Annotated in this window: 11 protein-coding genes; 2 read left to right on the forward strand and 9 right to left on the reverse strand. The window is 71.7% G+C overall.

The features are described 5' to 3' along the window. Positions 1-122: 122 nt before the first annotated feature. The 9 genes from rho to argS all read right to left on the reverse strand — a co-directional run bounded on the left by rho (position 123) and on the right by argS (position 14,784). Positions 123-2,243: a transcription termination factor Rho gene (gene rho, locus ACGFH9_RS00260; protein WP_393213093.1), complete on the reverse strand. Its 2,121-nt coding sequence runs from the start codon at positions 2,241-2,243 to the stop codon at positions 123-125. A gap of 296 nt (positions 2,244-2,539) precedes the next feature. Continuing rightward, entirely contained in the window at positions 2,540-3,484 is a 945-nt protein-coding gene (thrB, locus tag ACGFH9_RS00265; RefSeq protein WP_393213096.1) for a homoserine kinase, read from the reverse strand. Positions 3,485-3,551: 67 nt separating this feature from the next. Next, complete coding sequence (locus ACGFH9_RS00270) at positions 3,552-4,796, reverse strand: MFS transporter (RefSeq protein WP_393213099.1); 1,245 nt, start codon at positions 4,794-4,796, stop codon at positions 3,552-3,554. An 11-nt stretch (positions 4,797-4,807) separates the two neighbouring features. After that, positions 4,808-5,623, reverse strand: a complete 816-nt coding sequence (locus ACGFH9_RS00275; RefSeq protein ID WP_393213103.1) for a polysaccharide deacetylase family protein — start codon at positions 5,621-5,623, stop codon at positions 4,808-4,810. Positions 5,624-5,779: 156 nt separating this feature from the next. Further along, on the reverse strand, positions 5,780-9,049 hold the full coding sequence (locus tag ACGFH9_RS00280; RefSeq protein WP_393213106.1) for an efflux RND transporter permease subunit: 3,270 nt from the start codon (positions 9,047-9,049) through the stop codon (positions 5,780-5,782). 118 nt (positions 9,050-9,167) lie between these two features. After that, positions 9,168-10,217: a threonine synthase gene (gene thrC, locus ACGFH9_RS00285; RefSeq protein WP_393213109.1), complete on the reverse strand. Its 1,050-nt coding sequence runs from the start codon at positions 10,215-10,217 to the stop codon at positions 9,168-9,170. 134 nt (positions 10,218-10,351) lie between these two features. Continuing rightward, positions 10,352-11,662 (reverse strand): homoserine dehydrogenase, encoded by a 1,311-nt coding sequence (locus ACGFH9_RS00290; protein WP_393214163.1) that lies wholly within the window; start codon positions 11,660-11,662, stop codon positions 10,352-10,354. Between the two features lie 8 nt (positions 11,663-11,670). Then, on the reverse strand, positions 11,671-13,056 hold the full coding sequence (gene lysA / locus ACGFH9_RS00295) for a diaminopimelate decarboxylase (protein ID WP_393213112.1): 1,386 nt from the start codon (positions 13,054-13,056) through the stop codon (positions 11,671-11,673). Positions 13,057-13,116: 60 nt separating this feature from the next. Beyond that, positions 13,117-14,784, reverse strand: coding sequence for an arginine--tRNA ligase (gene argS / locus ACGFH9_RS00300; RefSeq protein WP_393213116.1), 1,668 nt, complete (start codon positions 14,782-14,784; stop codon positions 13,117-13,119). Positions 14,785-14,882: 98 nt separating this feature from the next. Between argS and ACGFH9_RS00305 the strand changes: the two genes are divergently transcribed. Together ACGFH9_RS00305 and ACGFH9_RS00310 are read left to right on the forward strand one after the other, a co-directional pair. Then, positions 14,883-15,695 (forward strand): DUF3105 domain-containing protein, encoded by an 813-nt coding sequence (locus tag ACGFH9_RS00305; RefSeq protein ID WP_393213119.1) that lies wholly within the window; start codon positions 14,883-14,885, stop codon positions 15,693-15,695. An 8-nt stretch (positions 15,696-15,703) separates the two neighbouring features. Next, on the forward strand, positions 15,704-16,372 hold the full coding sequence (locus ACGFH9_RS00310; protein ID WP_393213123.1) for a DUF305 domain-containing protein: 669 nt from the start codon (positions 15,704-15,706) through the stop codon (positions 16,370-16,372). Positions 16,373-16,550: the final 178 nt, after the last annotated feature.

The following is a 16,550-nucleotide window of genomic DNA, read 5'->3' on the forward strand; positions in this document are numbered from 1 at the left end:
CCAGGACTTTTGGGTGTGGGGGGGGGGGGGGGGGGGGGGGGGGGGGGGGGGGGCCGGCCCGGGCGGCGGGCCCGCCCCCCCCCCCCCCCGCCTCTCTTCGTCGGTCGGTCACCGACGCAGGGTCACTCCCCCGGCGTCGACTTCGCGATCTGCATCAGGAACTCGATGTTGGTGCGGGACTGCTTGAGGCGGTCCAGCAGCAGATCCATCGCGGCCTGCGAGTCCAACGAGTGCAGCACCTTGCGGAGCTTGTGGATGATGGCCAGCTCCTCGGGCGCGAGCAGGACCTCTTCCTTACGCGTACCGGACGGGTTGATGTCGATGGCCGGGAAGGTCCGCTTGTCGGCGATCTTCCGGTCCAGCTTCAACTCGGCGTTACCGGTGCCCTTGAACTCCTCGAAGATGACCGTGTCCGCCATGGACCCGGTCTCCACCAGCGCCGTGGCGATGATGGTCAGCGACCCGCCGTTCTCGATGTTGCGGGCCGCGCCGAGGAACCGCTTCGGCGGGTAGAGCGCGGTGGAGTCGATACCACCCGACATGATCCGACCGCTGGCCGGCGCCGCCAGGTTGTACGACCGGCCGAGCCGCGTCACCGAGTCGAGCAGCACGACGACGTCGTGCCCCAGCTCGACCAGGCGCTTGGCCCTCTCGATCGCCAGCTCCGCCACCGTGGTGTGGTCCTGCGGCGGACGGTCGAACGTGGCCGCGATGACCTCGCCCTTGATCGACCGCTGCATGTCGGTGACCTCTTCGGGCCGCTCGTCGACCAGCACCACCATGAGGTGGCACTCCGGGTTGTTGCGGGTGATCGCGTTGGCGATCGCCTGCAGCACCATCGTCTTACCCGCCTTCGGCGGAGACTGGATGAGCGCCCGCTGGCCCTTGCCGATCGGCATGACCAGGTCGATGACCCGGGTGGTCAGGATGTGCGGCTCGGTCTCCAGCCGCAGACGCTCCTGCGGGTAGAGCGGAGTGAGCTTGTAGAACTCCGGACGACGCCGCGCCTCGTCCGGCTCCATCCCGTTGATCGTGTCCAGCCGCATCAGCGGGTTGTACTTGTCCCGCCGCTGGTCGCCGGTGTTGCCGCCCTCGCGGGCCGCCCGCACGGCACCGGTGATCGCGTCACCGCGACGCAGGCCGTACTTCTTGATCTGGGACATCGAGACGTACACGTCGTTCGGGCCGGCCAGGTAACCGGTCGTCCGCACGAAGGCGTAGTTGTCGAGTACGTCGATGATGCCGGCGACGGGGACGAGCACCTCGTCCTCGCCGACCTGCGGCTCACGACCGCCGGTCTCAGCGCCGGTGTCCCCGCGCTCGCCACGGCCGCGCCGACGGTCCCGGAAGCGACTGCGCCGGCCACGCCGACCGCCGCCCTCTCCGTCGTCGTCGTCGCTGTCGCGCTCGACGCGCTGACCACGGTCGTTGCGGTCGGCCCGCTCCGAACGGTCGTTGCGGTCACCACGCTCGGCCGCCCGCTCGCCGCGGTCGTTGCGCTCGGCACGCTCGCCCCGGTCGGAGCGCTCGGCCCGATCGTTGCGCTCGGCCCGGTCGCCGCGATCACCCCGGTCGTTGCGGTCACCACGCTCGGCCCGCTCGGCCCGCTCGGAACGGTCGTTGCGGTCGGTCCGCTCGGAACGGTCGGCCCGCTCGGAACGGTCGTTGCGCTCGGCCCGCTCGGAACGGTCGGCTCGCTCGGTCCGGTCGGAACGGTCGTTGCGCTCGGCCCGGTCGCGGCGGTTCTCGCCACGGTCGGAACGCTCGCCGCCCTCCACCTCTTCGGTGCGGGCCTCGGCGCCGCGCGGTGCCTCCGAGGCGTTGACCTCGGGGGTACGGGCCTCCGCCGCAGCAGTCCGGCTGCGCCGGGAGCGACCACGGCTCTCGGTCTCGGCGGCCGGCTCGGCCGGCGCCTGGTCGGTGCCGCGACCCTCGGCCGCCGGGCGATCCACGCTCTCCCGCACCTCCTCACGGGCCGGAGCAGCCGCAGCGGCGACCTCGGCACGCGGTCGAGGGGTTCCGGCGGCGTTGCCGCCCTGCCGCTCGGAGATCGCGGCGATCAGCTCACCCTTGCGCATGCGAGCAGTGCCGGAGATGCCGAGCGACGCAGCCAGGCTCTGCAGCTCTGGCAGCAGCATCGCCGACAGACCGGTACCGCTGCGCCGACGACGGGCGGGAGCGGCAGCGGTGGCATCGCCAGCGACGTTGGAAACATCCGACGTCACGTCGGTGGTGTCGCTCAATGGATTCCTTCCCTCGATAAAGGCCGGGACTGCCCGGAGTCGGAGCTCAGGTGGCCGGGCGGCCTCGGTGCACCCGCCTCGCAAGGACGCGTCGCGGGAGTCTGTGACACAGCAGCCGGTGGTTTCCCGACCCACCAAAGGGCGGTGGGCAGGTCTCGCCGCCTGCGGCGACCTGTGGAAACTGCGGTGCGGCGTGGGCCTTGGCAGGGGTGACGGGCTGACCGCCGAGAGCTTCGGGGGTGCGCCGCCCCGCAGGAGATCGCGTGCTTCGCGGCTGTGCTAGGTCTAGAGCGTAATCAACTCTTCCGACCTGCGGCAACAGGGTCCCGCTCGGCGTGTCCAAGTCTACCCCGGGCAACCCGTGCGCCGCTGACGTCTATCGGTAACTTCCAGATCTGCCAGTCTGTTCCCTCGTCGAGGCCTGTCGGCGGCTCGCCGAACGCCAGCACACTGGGCCCGGCCCCAGAGACCACAGCCGCCACACCAGCCGCTCGCAACGCCCTGACCAGCGCCGACGTGCCCAGCATCCCTGGTGCCCGGTAGTCCTGGTGCAGGCGGTCGACGGTGGCCGGCAAGAGCAGCGCCGGGTCCGTGGTGAGCGCGTGCACCAGCAACGCAGCCCGTCCCGCGGTCATCGCGGCGTCGGCGTGGGGCACGGTGGCCGGCAGCGCCGCCCGCGCGGTCGCGGTCAGGCCCCGCTCGGAGGGTACGAAAACCGTGGGTCGTACGGTGTCGGCGACCGGCAGGGACACCGCACGGGCGCCGCCCGGCTCGGTCCAGGCCACCGTGAAGCCGCCGAGCAGGCACGGCGCCACATTGTCCGGGTGGCCCTCGATCTCGGCGGCCAGTCGAAGGACTCCCAGCTCGTCCAGCAGTCGCTCGCCGTCCGCGACGAGAGCACGGGCCAGCAGCACCCCCGCGACGATGGCGGCCGAGGACGAGCCGAGGCCGCGCGCCTGCGGTATCCGGTTGACGCACTCGACACCGAGGCCGGCGGGCTGCGCACCGAGGACGTCGAACGTGGCGCGCATGGCCCGCACCACGAGATGCTGGTCGTCGTCCGGCAGCTCACCGGCACCCTGACCGGTGACGGTTACCCGGACCCCGCCGGACGACACCTCGGCGGACAGGTCGTCGTAGAGCCCGAGGGCGAGCCCCAGCGCGTCGAAGCCCGGACCGAGGTTGGCACTCGTCGCGGGAACCCGGACCCGGACCGGCCCGGCGGTGAAGTTCGTCGGCACGCGCTCATGCTAGGGCGCGGCACCGACGATCCGTTCGGTCGCCCGCACCATGGGACCGGTTCGCGTCTCAGCCGGCCGGGTCGGGGACCGGTTCGGCGGCCGGATCGGTAAGCGAGAGACGGCGGGTGGCGATCCGCCAGCCGATCGCGTACACGACCGTGACCAGTCCGCAGCCGGCCAGCACCACCCGCTCGTCCACCACGTCCACGACCAGGGCCACCGCCAGTTGACTCACCGAGATGGCCAGCGTCGCGAGCATCATGTCGGTGGCGAAGACGCGCCCGCGCAGCCGGTCCGGCACCTCGCCCTGCAGGGCGAAGTTCGACATCACCCAGTTGCTGCCGCCCGCGAAGTGCGCCACGAACACCAGCAACAGCACCAGCGGGAACCAGCGCACCACCGACGCGCCCACATAGGACAGCCCGTAGAGCGACATGGACAACGCGAGCCCCGGCAGCAGCCAGGACCGGTTGGTCAACACCCGACGCATCAGGATCGGCCCGACCAGGGCACCGGCCCCGCGCACCGCGAAGAGCAGACCGGCCCCCAGCGAGCCGACGCCGTAGACGCCGGCGAGCAGCGGAAACACGGTCAACACCCCGTTGCCCAGACCGACCGCCGACTTGACCGTGACCAACGCCAGCACCCGCGGCCGGTGGCCGATGTAGCCGAGCGCCTCGCCGACCGCCGACCAGGTCCGCTGCGCCGGCACCAGCGGGTCGCGGGCCGCCTGCAACGGCCGGCGGATTCGCGTGGCGAGGCCCGCGGCCAGTGCCAGGCCCACCGCCGCCACCCAGAAGCAGGCGTACGGCCCGGCGGCCGAGCTGAGCACACCGCCCAGTGAGGCGCCCACCACCGTCATGGTGCCCCAGGCCGAGCCGGCCACGGCGTTACCGGCGGCCAGCTCGTGCGGTTCCAACACGTTCGGCAGGGCGGCCTGGGCGGCGGGCGAGTAGAACGCCTTGGCTACCGCGACGACTCCGATCGCCACCAGCGCCAGCCAGGCCGTGCCGCGGTCGCGGACCCCCAGCAGCAACAGCACACCCGCCAGCGCGGCCACGTTCGCGGCGATCATGATCTTCCGCCGGTCGAAGCGGTCGGCGATGGTGCCGGTGTACGGCAGCAGCAGCGCCACGATGCCGGTGTCCACCGCCAGCACCAGGGCACCCCAGATGCCGCTGCCGGTCAGGTGGGGCAGCAGCACCAGCAGCGGCACCATGACGAACCAGTCGGCCCCGAAGACCACCAGCTCGGCGAGGAAGAGGTTGCGGAAACTCCGATTGCCGGTGAGGACCGAAAGGGTGGACGCCACGGACGCGCACCCTACCCGGTCGTCGTCGGGGCTACACCCGCTCCCAGCAGCGACGAGACGGTGACGAAGCGGTACCCGCGCTCCCGCAGGCCGACGATCATGTCGGGGAGGCCGCGCAGCGCGACCAGACGCCGCCGCTGACCGACGTCGTGCCCGAGCAGGATCGTCCCCGGCCGGACGCCGTCCACGATCCGACGGGCATGACCGGCCGGGTCGTCGGGAAACTCCCGCTCCACCATCTGCAACGACCAGAGCACCAGCCGGTAGTTCAACCGGGCGGCCGCGTGCAGCACCGCACCGCCCAGGTGGCCGTACGGCGGGCGCACCAGGCGCGGGGCCCTGCCCGTCACGTCGGTGATCGTGTCGTGGGTGCGGCTCAGGTCGTCGTACGCGGCGGCGGTGTCCAGCTGGGCGAGATCCCGGTGCGCCCAGCTGTGATTGCCCACCTCGTGCTCGGCGAGCCGGTCGCGTACGAGGTCGGCGTGCTTGCGAACCTGGGTGCCGACCAGGAAGAACGTGGCCGGTACCCGATGCTGGGCGAGGGTGTCCAGCACCATCGGCGTCCACTGTGGCGCCGGGCCGTCGTCGAAGGTGAGCGCGACCAGCCGCTGGGTGGTCGATCCGGACCAGACGACCGGCAGCGCGCCGTCGCCGACGTCCTGCGCTCCGTTGCCGACCGTGGCGCTGGCCGGGCCGCCGGCCAGCGGCAGCCGTCGGTGCGTCAACCAGAGATCCGTGCCGCCCGCCCCGGCTGCCGCACCGGTCAACAGCAGGGCGCCGCGGCGCAGCAGGTCGCGCCGGGAAACCCCGCGCGCTCTCTCGGTCATGTGCCTGCCTCGCTCGTCCATCCCGACATCTACCAGGAGTATGCAAGACATGACCCACAGCGGAGGTCCGGTCGTTCGATCGGTGTCGCTCGGGCCGCGGACGGCAGCGCCCCCGGCAGGTGATCCTGCCGGGGGCGCTGTGCCGATGTCGTCCGACTAGTCCGTCGACTCCGACGGGGGCAGCGGCGACCTGCGGCTGCGGGGCAGCCGCAACACCTCGAACTGGTCGGTGCCGTCCACCAGCGCGCCCGACGGTGCGGGACGGGTCGCCGGCGGCTGCGCGCCCGCAGCCGGTGCGCCCGCCGGGACCGCCAACTGGTTCGGGCCGTCCGGCTCGACGCTCTCCGACCCGCTCGGCGCCGTGTCGTCGGAGCGCCGCCCACGACGGCGCGCCCGCAGCGACTCCTTGGTGTGCTCCACCATCGAGTAGAGCGTCGGCACCAGGATCAGCGTCAGCAGCGTCGAGCTGAGCAGACCACCGATCACCACGACGGCCAGCGGCTGCGAGATGAAGCCGCCCTCACCGGTCAACCCGAAGGCCATCGGCAGCAGCGCGAAGATCGTCGCGACCGCGGTCATGAGGATCGGTCGCAGCCGACGCCGGCCACCCTCGACAACCGCCTCCTGGACCCCCATGCCCCGTGCCCGGTACTGGTTGATCAGGTCGAGCAGCACGATCGCGTTGGTCACCACGATGCCGACCAGCATGAGCACGCCGATCAACGCCGGCACGCCCAGCGGCGTCCCGGTGATCAGCAGCAGACCGATCGCGCCGGTCGACGCGAACGGGATGGAGATCAGCAGGATCAACGCCTGGGTGAGGCTGCGGAACGTCGCCACCATGATCAGGAACACGATCGCGATGGCGACGAGCACCGCCAGGCCCAGGTCGCCGAAAGCGTCCGACTGGTCGGCGCTGACCCCACCGATGGTGAAGGTCGCTCCCGGAACGTCGATGCCGTCGAGCCGCTTCTGCAGCTCCTTGGTGGTCGCGCCGAGGTTGGACCCGGTCGCGGCGCCGGTCACCGAGACGCTGCGCTCACCGTCGATCCGCGTGACCTGCTGCGGCCCCTCGGCCTGCGTGACGTCCGCGATGTCGTCCAGCTTGACCGGTCCGACCGGAAGGGCCCGCAACTCCTCCACCGACACCGGCGCGGCGGAGCTGAGCCGCAGCACCACGTCCTGCTGCCGACCGTCGAGCGCCACCTGGCCCAGCGGAGCGCCACGGAACGCCTGCGACACGAGCTGACCCACGGCGGCCTCGGTGAGGCCCACCCGGCCGGCCGCTACCCGGTCGACGGTCACGTCCACCCGCGGCACGCGCGCGGCGAGGCTGGTGGTGACGTCCTCGACGTCCGGGACGTCGGCCACCGCCGTACGGACGGCCTCGGTCGCGCGGGTCAGCACCTCCGGGTCACTGGCCTGGACGACCACCTCCAGCTGACTGGCCGAGGCATCCTGGCCACCACCGAAGCTGACCTCGCCGACGCTCGTACCGATCTTGTCGAACTCGCGCCGCAGCTCCTCGCGTACCTGCTTGGCGTCCTTGTCGCCGTCGAGCGCCAACGACCAGCTCGCGACGTTGTTGCCGCCGCCGCCCGCCCACGGCGTGTCGCCGCCGCCGGCCGTCACCTGGTACGTCTCGACCCCGTCGATCCGCCCGAGGACCGCCTCGACCTGCTTGGCCGCCGCGTCGGTGGCGGCCAGGCCGCTGCCCGCCGGCAGTTCCTGCCGGAAGCTGAGCGTGTCCTGGCCGGAGTCGTCCAGGAAGTTCGTCTCCAGCTTCTGCGCCAGCCCGAAGGTGGCGAAGAGCACCAGCAGGCCGAGCCCGACGGTGATCCAGCGGGTCGAGCGCTTGCGGGTGGCGAAGCCGATCACCGGCAGGTACGCCCGCTGCAACGGGCTGTGCAGTTCCTTCTCCTCGGCCTCGCGCCGCACCGCCTCGTCGTCGACGGTGCCGCCACGGGGCTTGAGGAACCAGTACGCCAGCACCGGGATCACCGTCAGGGAGACCAGCAGCGAGGCGAGCAGGGCCACCGTCACGGTGATCGCGAACGGTGCGAAGAGCTGCCCGACGAACCCGCCGACCAGCGCGATCGGGGCGAACACCGCCACCGTCGTGAGGGTGGACGCGGTCACCGCGCCGGCCACCTCACGGACGCCGGTGACGATCGCGTGCCGCTTCTCCTCGCCGTACTCCAGATGCCGTTTGATGTTCTCCAGCACGACGATCGAGTCGTCCACCACCCGGCCCACCGCGATGGTCAGCGCGCCGAGGGTGAGCAGGTTGAGCGAGTAGTCGCCGATCCACAGCGCGATCAGCGCCACCAGCACGGAGAGCGGGATGGAGACCGCGGTGACCACCGTCGAGCGCACCGACAGCAGGAAGACCAGGATGACGATGACCGCCATCAGCAGACCGAGCAGACCCTCGGTGGTCAACGACTCGATCGACTTCTCCACGAACGGCGCCTGGTCGAAGACCACCGTCAGCTCCGCGCCAGAGGCGTCCTTCAACTCGGACAGCCGGTCGCGGATCTCGTGGGAGATCTCCACCGCGTTACCGTCCGGCGCGGCGGTGACGGCGACGCCGAGGCTGTCCTTGCCGTTGGTCCGGGTGATCGCGGTGGCCGGGGCGAGCTGCTGCTCGACCGTCGCCACGTCACCGAGGCGAACCGGGGTCGCGCCGGGCGTGACGATGATGCCGCGCAGGTCGTCCAGGGTGGCGACCGGCGTTCCCACCTGCACCGGCAGGGCCAGACCGCCCGAGGTCACCGCGCCGGCCGGGATGGAGACGCCGTTGGTCTTGAGGGCGGTCCCGATGGCGGTCGGCGCGACCTTCGCCGCGGCCAGCTTCGCCGGGTCCGGGGTGACGACCACGACGTCGTCGCGGGTGCCGGTCACCTCGACCGTGCGGACGCCCTCGATGCCCTCCAGCTCCGGCACCACCGTCGCACGCAGCTTCTCGGCGAGCGCCCGCTCGTCCGCGCCGCCGGCCGCGGCCAGCACGACCGCCGGGAGGTCGTCGGTGCTGCCCGCGATGACCTGCGGGTCGACGCTGTCCGGCAACTGGGCGTCGATCCGGCTCAGCGCGGTCTGCATCTTGTTGACCACGTCGTCCAGGTCGGTACCGAACTCGTACTCCACCTGGACCGTGGCCGAGCCCTCGCGGGACGTGGAGGTGACCTTGTCCAAACCCGGAATGCCCTGGAGGGCGTTCTCGATCGGTTCGGTCACCTGCGATTCGACGATCTCGGGTCCGGCGCCGGGGTAGGCGGCCACGATGAACGCGGCCGGGAACTCGAGCGACGGCAGCAGTTGCTGCTTCAGCGACGGCACGGCGAACGCTCCGAACGCCGTGGTCACCACCGCGATGAGGGCGACCAGCCCTCGGTTGGCGAGGCTGAATCTGGCGAGCAGCGACATCGGCCTGGCTCACTCCTGGAAGAGAATGCGGGCGGGGATAGGTGAAAGTGTGCCGGACACGATCACCGGAACCCCCGCCGCCCCCGGGGGCGGCCCGTCGTCGACTGCGATCGCGCTGTCAGGCCAGGTCGAGGGCCCGCGCCGCGGCCAACGGGTCGTTGCCGATGGTCAGCGGAGCGGGCGCGGTGGAGATCGCCCACTCCGGGTCCTTCAGACCGTGGCCGGTCACCGTGCAGACGACCGTCGAGCCGGCCGGCACCGTGCCCGCCGCGCCCTGCTGGAGCAGACCGGCCACGCTGGCCGCGCTGCCCAACTCGACGAACACGCCCACCTCGCGGGCGAGCAGCCGGTACGCCGTCAGGATCTCCCGGTCGGTCACCGCCGCGATGAGACCACCGGAGGCGTCCCGCGCGTCGAGCGCCTTGGTCCAGCTCGCCGGATTGCCGATCCGGATGGCGGTGGCGATGGTGGACGGCTCCGGGACCACCTGACCGGTCACGATCGGCGCCGCGCCGGACGCCTGGAAGCCGTACATCTTCGGCGCCCGCGTGGTGGTGCCGGCCGCGAGCTCCTCCGAGTAGCCCATCCAGTACGCGGAGATGTTGCCGGCGTTGCCGACGGGCAGGCAGTGGATGTCGGGCGTGTCGCCGAGCGCCTCGACGATCTCGAACGCGGCGGTCTTCTGACCGTGCAGCCGGTCGATGTTGACCGAGTTGACCAGGGCGACCGGGTGGTCCTGCGCCAGCTTGGCGGCGAGCGCCAGGCAGTCGTCGAAGTTGCCGCTGACCTGGAGCAGCTTCGCGCCGTGCACCAGCGCCTGGGCCAACTTGCCCAGCGCGATCTTGCCCTGCGGCACCAGCACGGCGCAGGTCAGGCCGGCCCGGGCGGCGTACGCCGCGGCGGAGGCGCTGGTGTTGCCGGTGGAGGCGCAGATGATCGCCTTGTTGCCGGCCTCGACCGCCTTCGACACCGCGACGGTCATCCCACGGTCCTTGAAGGAGCCGGTGGGGTTGGCGCCCTCCACCTTCAGATAGACGTCACAGCCCAGCCGGGCCGAGAGCACGGGCGCCGGCAACAGCGGCGTGTTCCCCTCGTGCAACGTGATGACGGGCGTGGCCGCGGTGACGGGCAGCCGATCCCGGTACGCCTCGATCAGACCCCGCCACATGTCGCTCTCCTCGCTTTACCGCAGCTCCGACCCGAGCACCAGGTCACCCTGGACCACCCTGCCGGAGCCGTCGATGGCACACCCCGGGTTACCCATCTGGCGGGACACCCGAACCGCCCCGCCGGACCAACGACTCAGGCGCCGCCCTCGACCCGCAGCACGCTCGTCACCGATCGGACGATGTCCAGACCGCGCAGCTCACCGACGGTCGCGGCGAGCGCGGCGTCCGGCGCCACGTGGGTGACGATGACCAGTTCGGCGTCGCCGTCCCGGCCCGGGGCACCGCCCGCCGAGCCCTGGCGCACCGTCGCGATCGACACGTCGTGGCGGGCGAACACGCTCGCCACGGCGGCCAGCACACCCGAGCGGTCGGCCACGTCCAGGCTGACGTGGTAGCGGGTCAGCGCCTCGCCCATCGGTCGCACCGACAGGTCGGCGTACGCGCTCTCGCTGGCCGCGCGGACCCCGGCGAGCCGGTTGCGGGACACCGCCACCACGTCGCCGAGCACGGCGCTGGCGGTCGGCGCGCCGCCCGCGCCCCGGCCGTAGAACATGAGCTGCCCGGCCGCGTCCGCCTCGACGAAGACCGCGTTGAACGCGTCGCCGACGCTGGCCAGCGGGTGGCTGCGCGGAATCATCGCCGGGTGCACCCGGACGCTGACCGTCTCCTGACCGGACGCGTCGACACCGCGCGCCGCGATGCAGAGCAGCTTGATCGTGCAGCCCATCGCCTGGGCGCTGGCCATGTCGGCGGCGGTCACCTCGGTGATGCCCTCACGGTGCACGTCGGCGGCGCCGACCCGGGTGTGGAACGCCAGCGAGGCGAGGATCGCGGCCTTCGCCGCCGCGTCGAAACCCTCCACGTCGGCGGTGGGGTCGGCCTCGGCGTACCCCAGCTCGGTGGCCTCTTCCAAGGCCTCGGCGAAGCCGGCGCCGGTGGCGTCCATCGCGGACAGGATGAAGTTGGTGGTGCCGTTGACGATGCCGGTGACCCGGTTTATCCGGTCGCCGTGCAGCGACTCACGCAGCGGGCGCAGCAGCGGGATCGCGCCTGCCACGGACGCCTCGTAGTAGAGGTCGCCGCCGCCCTCGGCGGCTGCCTCGTGCAGGGCCACGCCGTCCTCGGCGAGCAGCGCCTTGTTGGCGGTGACCACGCTCTTGCCGGCGCGCAGTGCCTCGACCAGCCAGGTCCGGGCCGGCTCGATCCCGCCGACGACCTCGATGACCACGTCCACGTCGTCGCGTTTGATCAGGCCGAGCGCGTCGGTGGTGAACAGGCTCTCGTCGATCGGCAGGTCACCGCGGTCGCGGCCGAGCCGGCGGACGGCGACGCCGGCGATCTCCAGTGGAGCGCCGATGCGGGCGGCCAGGTCGGCCGACTGCTCATGCAGCAGCCGGACCACCTCCTGGCCGACCGTGCCGCAGCCGAGCAGAGCCAAGCGCACAGGTGACGTCATCCCACATCCAATGCCAGCAGGTCCTCTTCGGTCTCCCGCCGGACGATCAGGCGCGCCTGGCCGTCACGGACCGCGACGACCGGCGGCCGGGGCACATGGTTGTAGTTGCTGGCCATGCTCCGGCAGTACGCGCCGGTGCCGGGCACCGCGACAAGATCTCCGGGCTGCACGTCGGCGGGCAGGAATTCATCCTTCACCACGATGTCCCCGGACTCACAGTGCTTTCCCACCACGCGGGCGAGCAGCGGTGCCGCGTCCGAGGCGCGCGAGGCCAGCGTCGCCGAGTAGGACGCGTCGTAGAGGGCGGTTCGGATGTTGTCGCTCATCCCCCCGTCCACGCTGACGTACGTCCGGATGCCGTCGAGGTCCTTGACCGTGCCGACCTCGTAGAGGGTGAACACGGCCGGTCCGACGATGGCCCGGCCCGGCTCGATCGACAGGTGGGGAACGGCCAGGTTCTCCGCCGCGCACTCCGAGTCGACGATCTTGCGCAGTCGCTTGGCCAGGTCCTGCGGAGTGGCCGGATCGTCCTGCGTCGTGTACGCGATGCCGAAGCCGCCGCCCAGGTCCAGCTCGGGCAGCTCCACCCCGCGCGCGTCGCGGATCTGCGCCTGGAGGGCGAGCACCCGCCGGGCCGAGACCTCGAAGCCGCTGGCGTCGAAGATCTGCGAGCCGATGTGCGAGTGCAGGCCCCGCAGCTCCAGCACGTCCTCGTCGAGGATCTTGAACGCGGCGTTGGCCGCCGCGCCACCGGCGAGCGAGAAGCCGAACTTCTGGTCCTCGTGCGCGGTGGCGATGAACTCGTGGGTGTGCGCCTCGACGCCGACCGTGACCCGGACCAGCACCCGGGGCCGGACGCCCCGCTCGCGGGCCAGCGTGGTGAGCCGGTCGATCTCGGTGAACGAGTCGACGATGATCCGTCCCACCCCGGCGTCCAGCGCCCGGCCCAGCTCGACGACCGACTTGTTGTTGCCGTGGAAGCCGATGCGCTCGGGCGGCATCCCGGCCGAGAGCGCGGTGGCCAGCTCACCGCCGGTGCAGACGTCCAGGTACAGGCCCTCCTCGGCGATCATCCGGACCACCGCCCGGCAGAGGAACGCCTTGCCCGCGTAGTAGACGTCCTCGGTCGGGAAGGCCGCCCGGAAGTCGCGGCAGCGCGACCGCAGGTCGGCCTCGTCGAGGACGTACACCGGGGTGCCGAACTCGGCCGCGATGTCGCGGACGCTCAGGCCCGCGACAGCGAGCGCGCCGTCCGCGCCGCGCGTCACGCTGCGCGGCCACAACGTCGGCAGCAGGGCGTTGACGTCCTCCGGGGTACGCAGCCAGGCCGGCCCCTGGTTGCTGATGTCCGCGTGCAGCGCACCAGCCTCGTGAGCCCGCATTACTTGTCTTCGCTTCGCGACTGCGGGGCTCGCAAGCTCACTCCTCGCGCTCGCACGCGATCACATCCTCTCGGGGGCGGAGACGCCCAGCAGGTGCAGGCCGTTGGCGATCACCGTGCGGGTGGCGTTGTTGAGCCACAGCCGGGCGCGGTGCAGGTCGGTGATCTCCTCGTCGCCGAACGGCAGCACCCGGCAGTTGTCGTAGAACCGGTGGAAGGAGGCCGCGACGCTCTCCTCCAGGTAGCGGGCCACCCGGTGCGGTTCGCGCAACTCGGCGGCCGTGGCCACCACGGCCGGGAACTCGGCGAGCGCCTTGAGCAGCTCGTTCTCCTTCTCGTGCTCGAGCAGCTCGGGGCGGAACGCGTCGGCGTCGCCGGGCACCAACCCCACCTCGGCGGCGTTGCGGGCCACGCCCGCCGTCCGGGCTGCCACGTACTGCACGTAGTAGACCGGGTTGTCGCGGGTCGCCCGGGTCCACAGCTCGATGTCGATGTCGATCGGGGAGTCGCTGGAGTAGCGGGCCAGCGCGTACCGGGAGGCGTCCACGCCGATCGCGTCGACCAGGTCCTCCAGGGTGATCACGGTGCCGGCCCGCTTGCTCATCCGCATCGGGGCGCCGTCGCGCAACAGGCTGACAAGCTGCCCGATGAGGATCTCCAGGTTGCGCTCCGGGTCGTCGCCGAAGCAGGCCGCCATCGCCTTCATCCGACCGATGTAGCCGTGGTGGTCGGCGCCCAGCATGATCACGACCCGCTCGAAGCCGCGCTCCCGCTTGTCCAGGTAGTAGGCACAGTCCGCGGCGAAGTACGTCCACTCGCCGTTGGACTTGCGCAGCACCCGGTCCTTGTCGTCACCGAAGTCGGTGGTCCGCAGCCAGGTGGCGCCCTCGGACTCGTAGAGGTGCCCCTGCCCGCGCAGCCGCGCCAGCGCGAGGTCCAGCTCACCCCGGTCGTGCAGGTCCTTCTCGTTGAAGTAGGTGTCGAACTCCACCCCGAAGTCGCGCAGCGACGAGCGGATCTCGTCGAACATCAGCGCGACGCCCTCGACCCGGAACACCTCCTGGGCGGCGGCGTCGTCCAGGCCGAGCACGTCGGGCCGGCGGGCCTGCACCTCGGAGGCGATCTCGGCGATGTACGCGCCACCGTAGCCGTCCTCCGGCACGGCCTCGCCCTTCGCGGCGGCCAGCAGCGACCGGGCGAACCGGTCGATCTGCGAGCCGGCGTCATTGAAGTAGTACTCGGTGCCGACGTCGGCGCCGGTCGCGCGCAGCAGCCGGCTCAGCGCGTCGCCGACCGCCGCCCACCGGACGCCGCCGATGTGCACAGGGCCGGTCGGGTTGGCCGAGACGAACTCCAGGTTGATCTTCTCACCCGCGAGCCGGTCGCTGCGGCCGTACTCCACGCCGGCCTCGACGATCACCCGGGCGAGCTGGCCGGCGGCGGCGGCGTCCAGCCGAATGTTGAGGAAGCCCGGCCCGGCGATCTCCACCGATTTGACGCCCGGTGCCCGACCCAGCTCGTCGGCCAGGGCGGCAGCCAGCTCCCGCGGCGGGACGCCCACCTTCTTGCTCAACTGCAGAGCGAGCGTGGAGGCGTAGTCGCCGTGCTCGGGGTTGCGCGGTCGCTCCACCGCCGTGCGCTCCGGCAGCGCGGCGTGATCCAGGCCACGGTCGGTGAAGACGGCGTGGGCGGCGGTGAGGACGACCGAGGCTAGTTCTGCAGGAGTCACCCAACCATGTTATCGGGGGTAGACTCGGGCACTCGGCGGCTACCCTGCGCGTCAACCGGCCCGCCATCTCCCCTGACCGACCGACCTGACGAGGCACGATGAGCATCAGCACCCCGGGTGGCCCAGAGCGCCGCCCGACCGTGGTCAGCACCGGCAAGAAGCCGGCTGCGGGCCGGCCGGCGTCTGACGCCAAGGCCGGTCCCGGCAAACCGGCGGGTAAGCCGGGAGGCACCCCGCGGGCAGGTGGCAAGGGTCCCCGCAAGCCGGTCGCACCGGTCAAGGTGAGCCAGGGCCGGGCCTGGGGCCCGATCGCGCTCTTCGTCGCCGTCGGCGTCCTCGCGGTCGCGATCATCGGCTACGGCTCCTGGGCCGCGTTCCAGGGCTCCAAGCCGTGGGACAAGAAGGCCAACGCCATCGACAGCATCGTCAACATCCGCAAGTCCGACCCGGACAGCCTCAAGTACGAGGCGCACAAGGCCGGCCCGTTGACCTACAAGTACTCGCCGCCCGTGGGCGGAGTGCACAACGCCGCCTGGCAGAACTGCATGGGCGACGTGTACGACGCCCCGATCGCCAGCGAGCACGCGGTGCACAGCCTGGAGCACGGCGCGGTGTGGATCACGTACCGCCCCGACCTGCCCAAGGACCAGGTCGAGAAGCTCGCCGGCAAGGTGCGTGGCGTCGAGAAGATGCTGATGAGCCCGTACGAGGGCCTGGACAAGCCGATCTCGCTCCAGGCGTGGGGCTACCAGCTCAAGGTCGACAACGCCGACGACAAGCGGATCGACGAGTTCATCAAGGACCTGCGGGTGAACGCCTCCGTCGAAGGCCCGACCGCGCTGTGCAACCAGGGCGTCACCGCCACCGGCACCACGCCGCGCGAGCTCCAGCAGCAGCCGCCCACCCAGTAAGGACGTCGATGACAGCCCCCACCACCACCGACAGCGAGTACGACGAGGCCGAGACCGCCCTTCAGGAGGGCGGCCGTACCCCGACGCGGCGTTACGGGGTGCTCGCGCTGGCTGCCCTGCTGGTGGTGGGGTTGCTGCTCGGGTACGCCGGCGGTCTGCTCACCCCCCGGCTCACCCGCCCCGGTGACGCCTCGGTCGAGGCGGGCTTCGCGCGGGACATGACGACCCACCACACGCAGGCCGTGGAGATGAGCCTCATCGCGTACCGGTCGGCCACGCTGCCCGAGGTCCGCCAGATCGCCGTCGACATCGCCACCGGCCAGCAGGGCGAGATCGGCGCCATGCAGACCTGGCTGCGCGAGTGGGGGTTGAGCCCGACCGGGTCGCAGCCACCGATGTCGTGGATGTCCGACGGTGCCGCCGTCAAGGACGGGCTGATGCCGGGCATGGCGACGCCGCAACAGATGGCCGCGCTGCGCGACGCCAAGGGTGTCGAGGTCGACCGGCAGTTCCTGACCCTGATGTACAACCACCACCTGGGCGGGATCCACATGATCGACGCGGCGCTGGCCGAGACCGACAACGCCGAGGTGGTACGCGTGGCCGAGACGATGAAGACCACCCAGCAGTCCGAGCTGAACAACCTCCGGCAGCTCCAGGCGCAGGCCAAGGGCTGATCCACTCCACGGGCGCACCGGGCCCGCGTCACCGCAGCACGTAGGCGGGACGCGGGCCCGACCTATATCCGGCCACTCCCCCAGGCACGCCAGGCTGCGATGAGGCCCGGCGGGCCGGCGGCGCGGGCAGGGCGCGGGCGGGATGGGGCACGGCGCAGCGCGGACACGGCGCAGGCCG

The organism is Micromonospora sp. NPDC049102 (genome assembly GCF_043197485.1).
GTDB lineage: Bacteria > Actinomycetota > Actinomycetes > Mycobacteriales > Micromonosporaceae > Micromonospora.

What these genes read in the sequence shown, in the direction of transcription:
- ACGFH9_RS00275 (WP_393213103.1), bottom strand. Translation starts at nt 5,623, where the DNA reads ATGACCGAGAGAGCGCGCGGGGTTTCCCGGCGCGACCTGCTGCGCCGC.
- ACGFH9_RS00280 (WP_393213106.1), bottom strand. Translation starts at nt 9,049, where the DNA reads ATGTCGCTGCTCGCCAGATTCAGCCTCGCCAACCGAGGGCTGGTCGCC.
- thrC (WP_393213109.1), bottom strand. Translation starts at nt 10,217, where the DNA reads ATGTGGCGGGGTCTGATCGAGGCGTACCGGGATCGGCTGCCCGTCACC.
- lysA (WP_393213112.1), bottom strand. Translation starts at nt 13,056, where the DNA reads ATGCGGGCTCACGAGGCTGGTGCGCTGCACGCGGACATCAGCAACCAG.
- ACGFH9_RS00305 (WP_393213119.1), top strand. Translation starts at nt 14,883, where the DNA reads ATGAGCATCAGCACCCCGGGTGGCCCAGAGCGCCGCCCGACCGTGGTC.
- ACGFH9_RS00310 (WP_393213123.1), top strand. Translation starts at nt 15,704, where the DNA reads ATGACAGCCCCCACCACCACCGACAGCGAGTACGACGAGGCCGAGACC.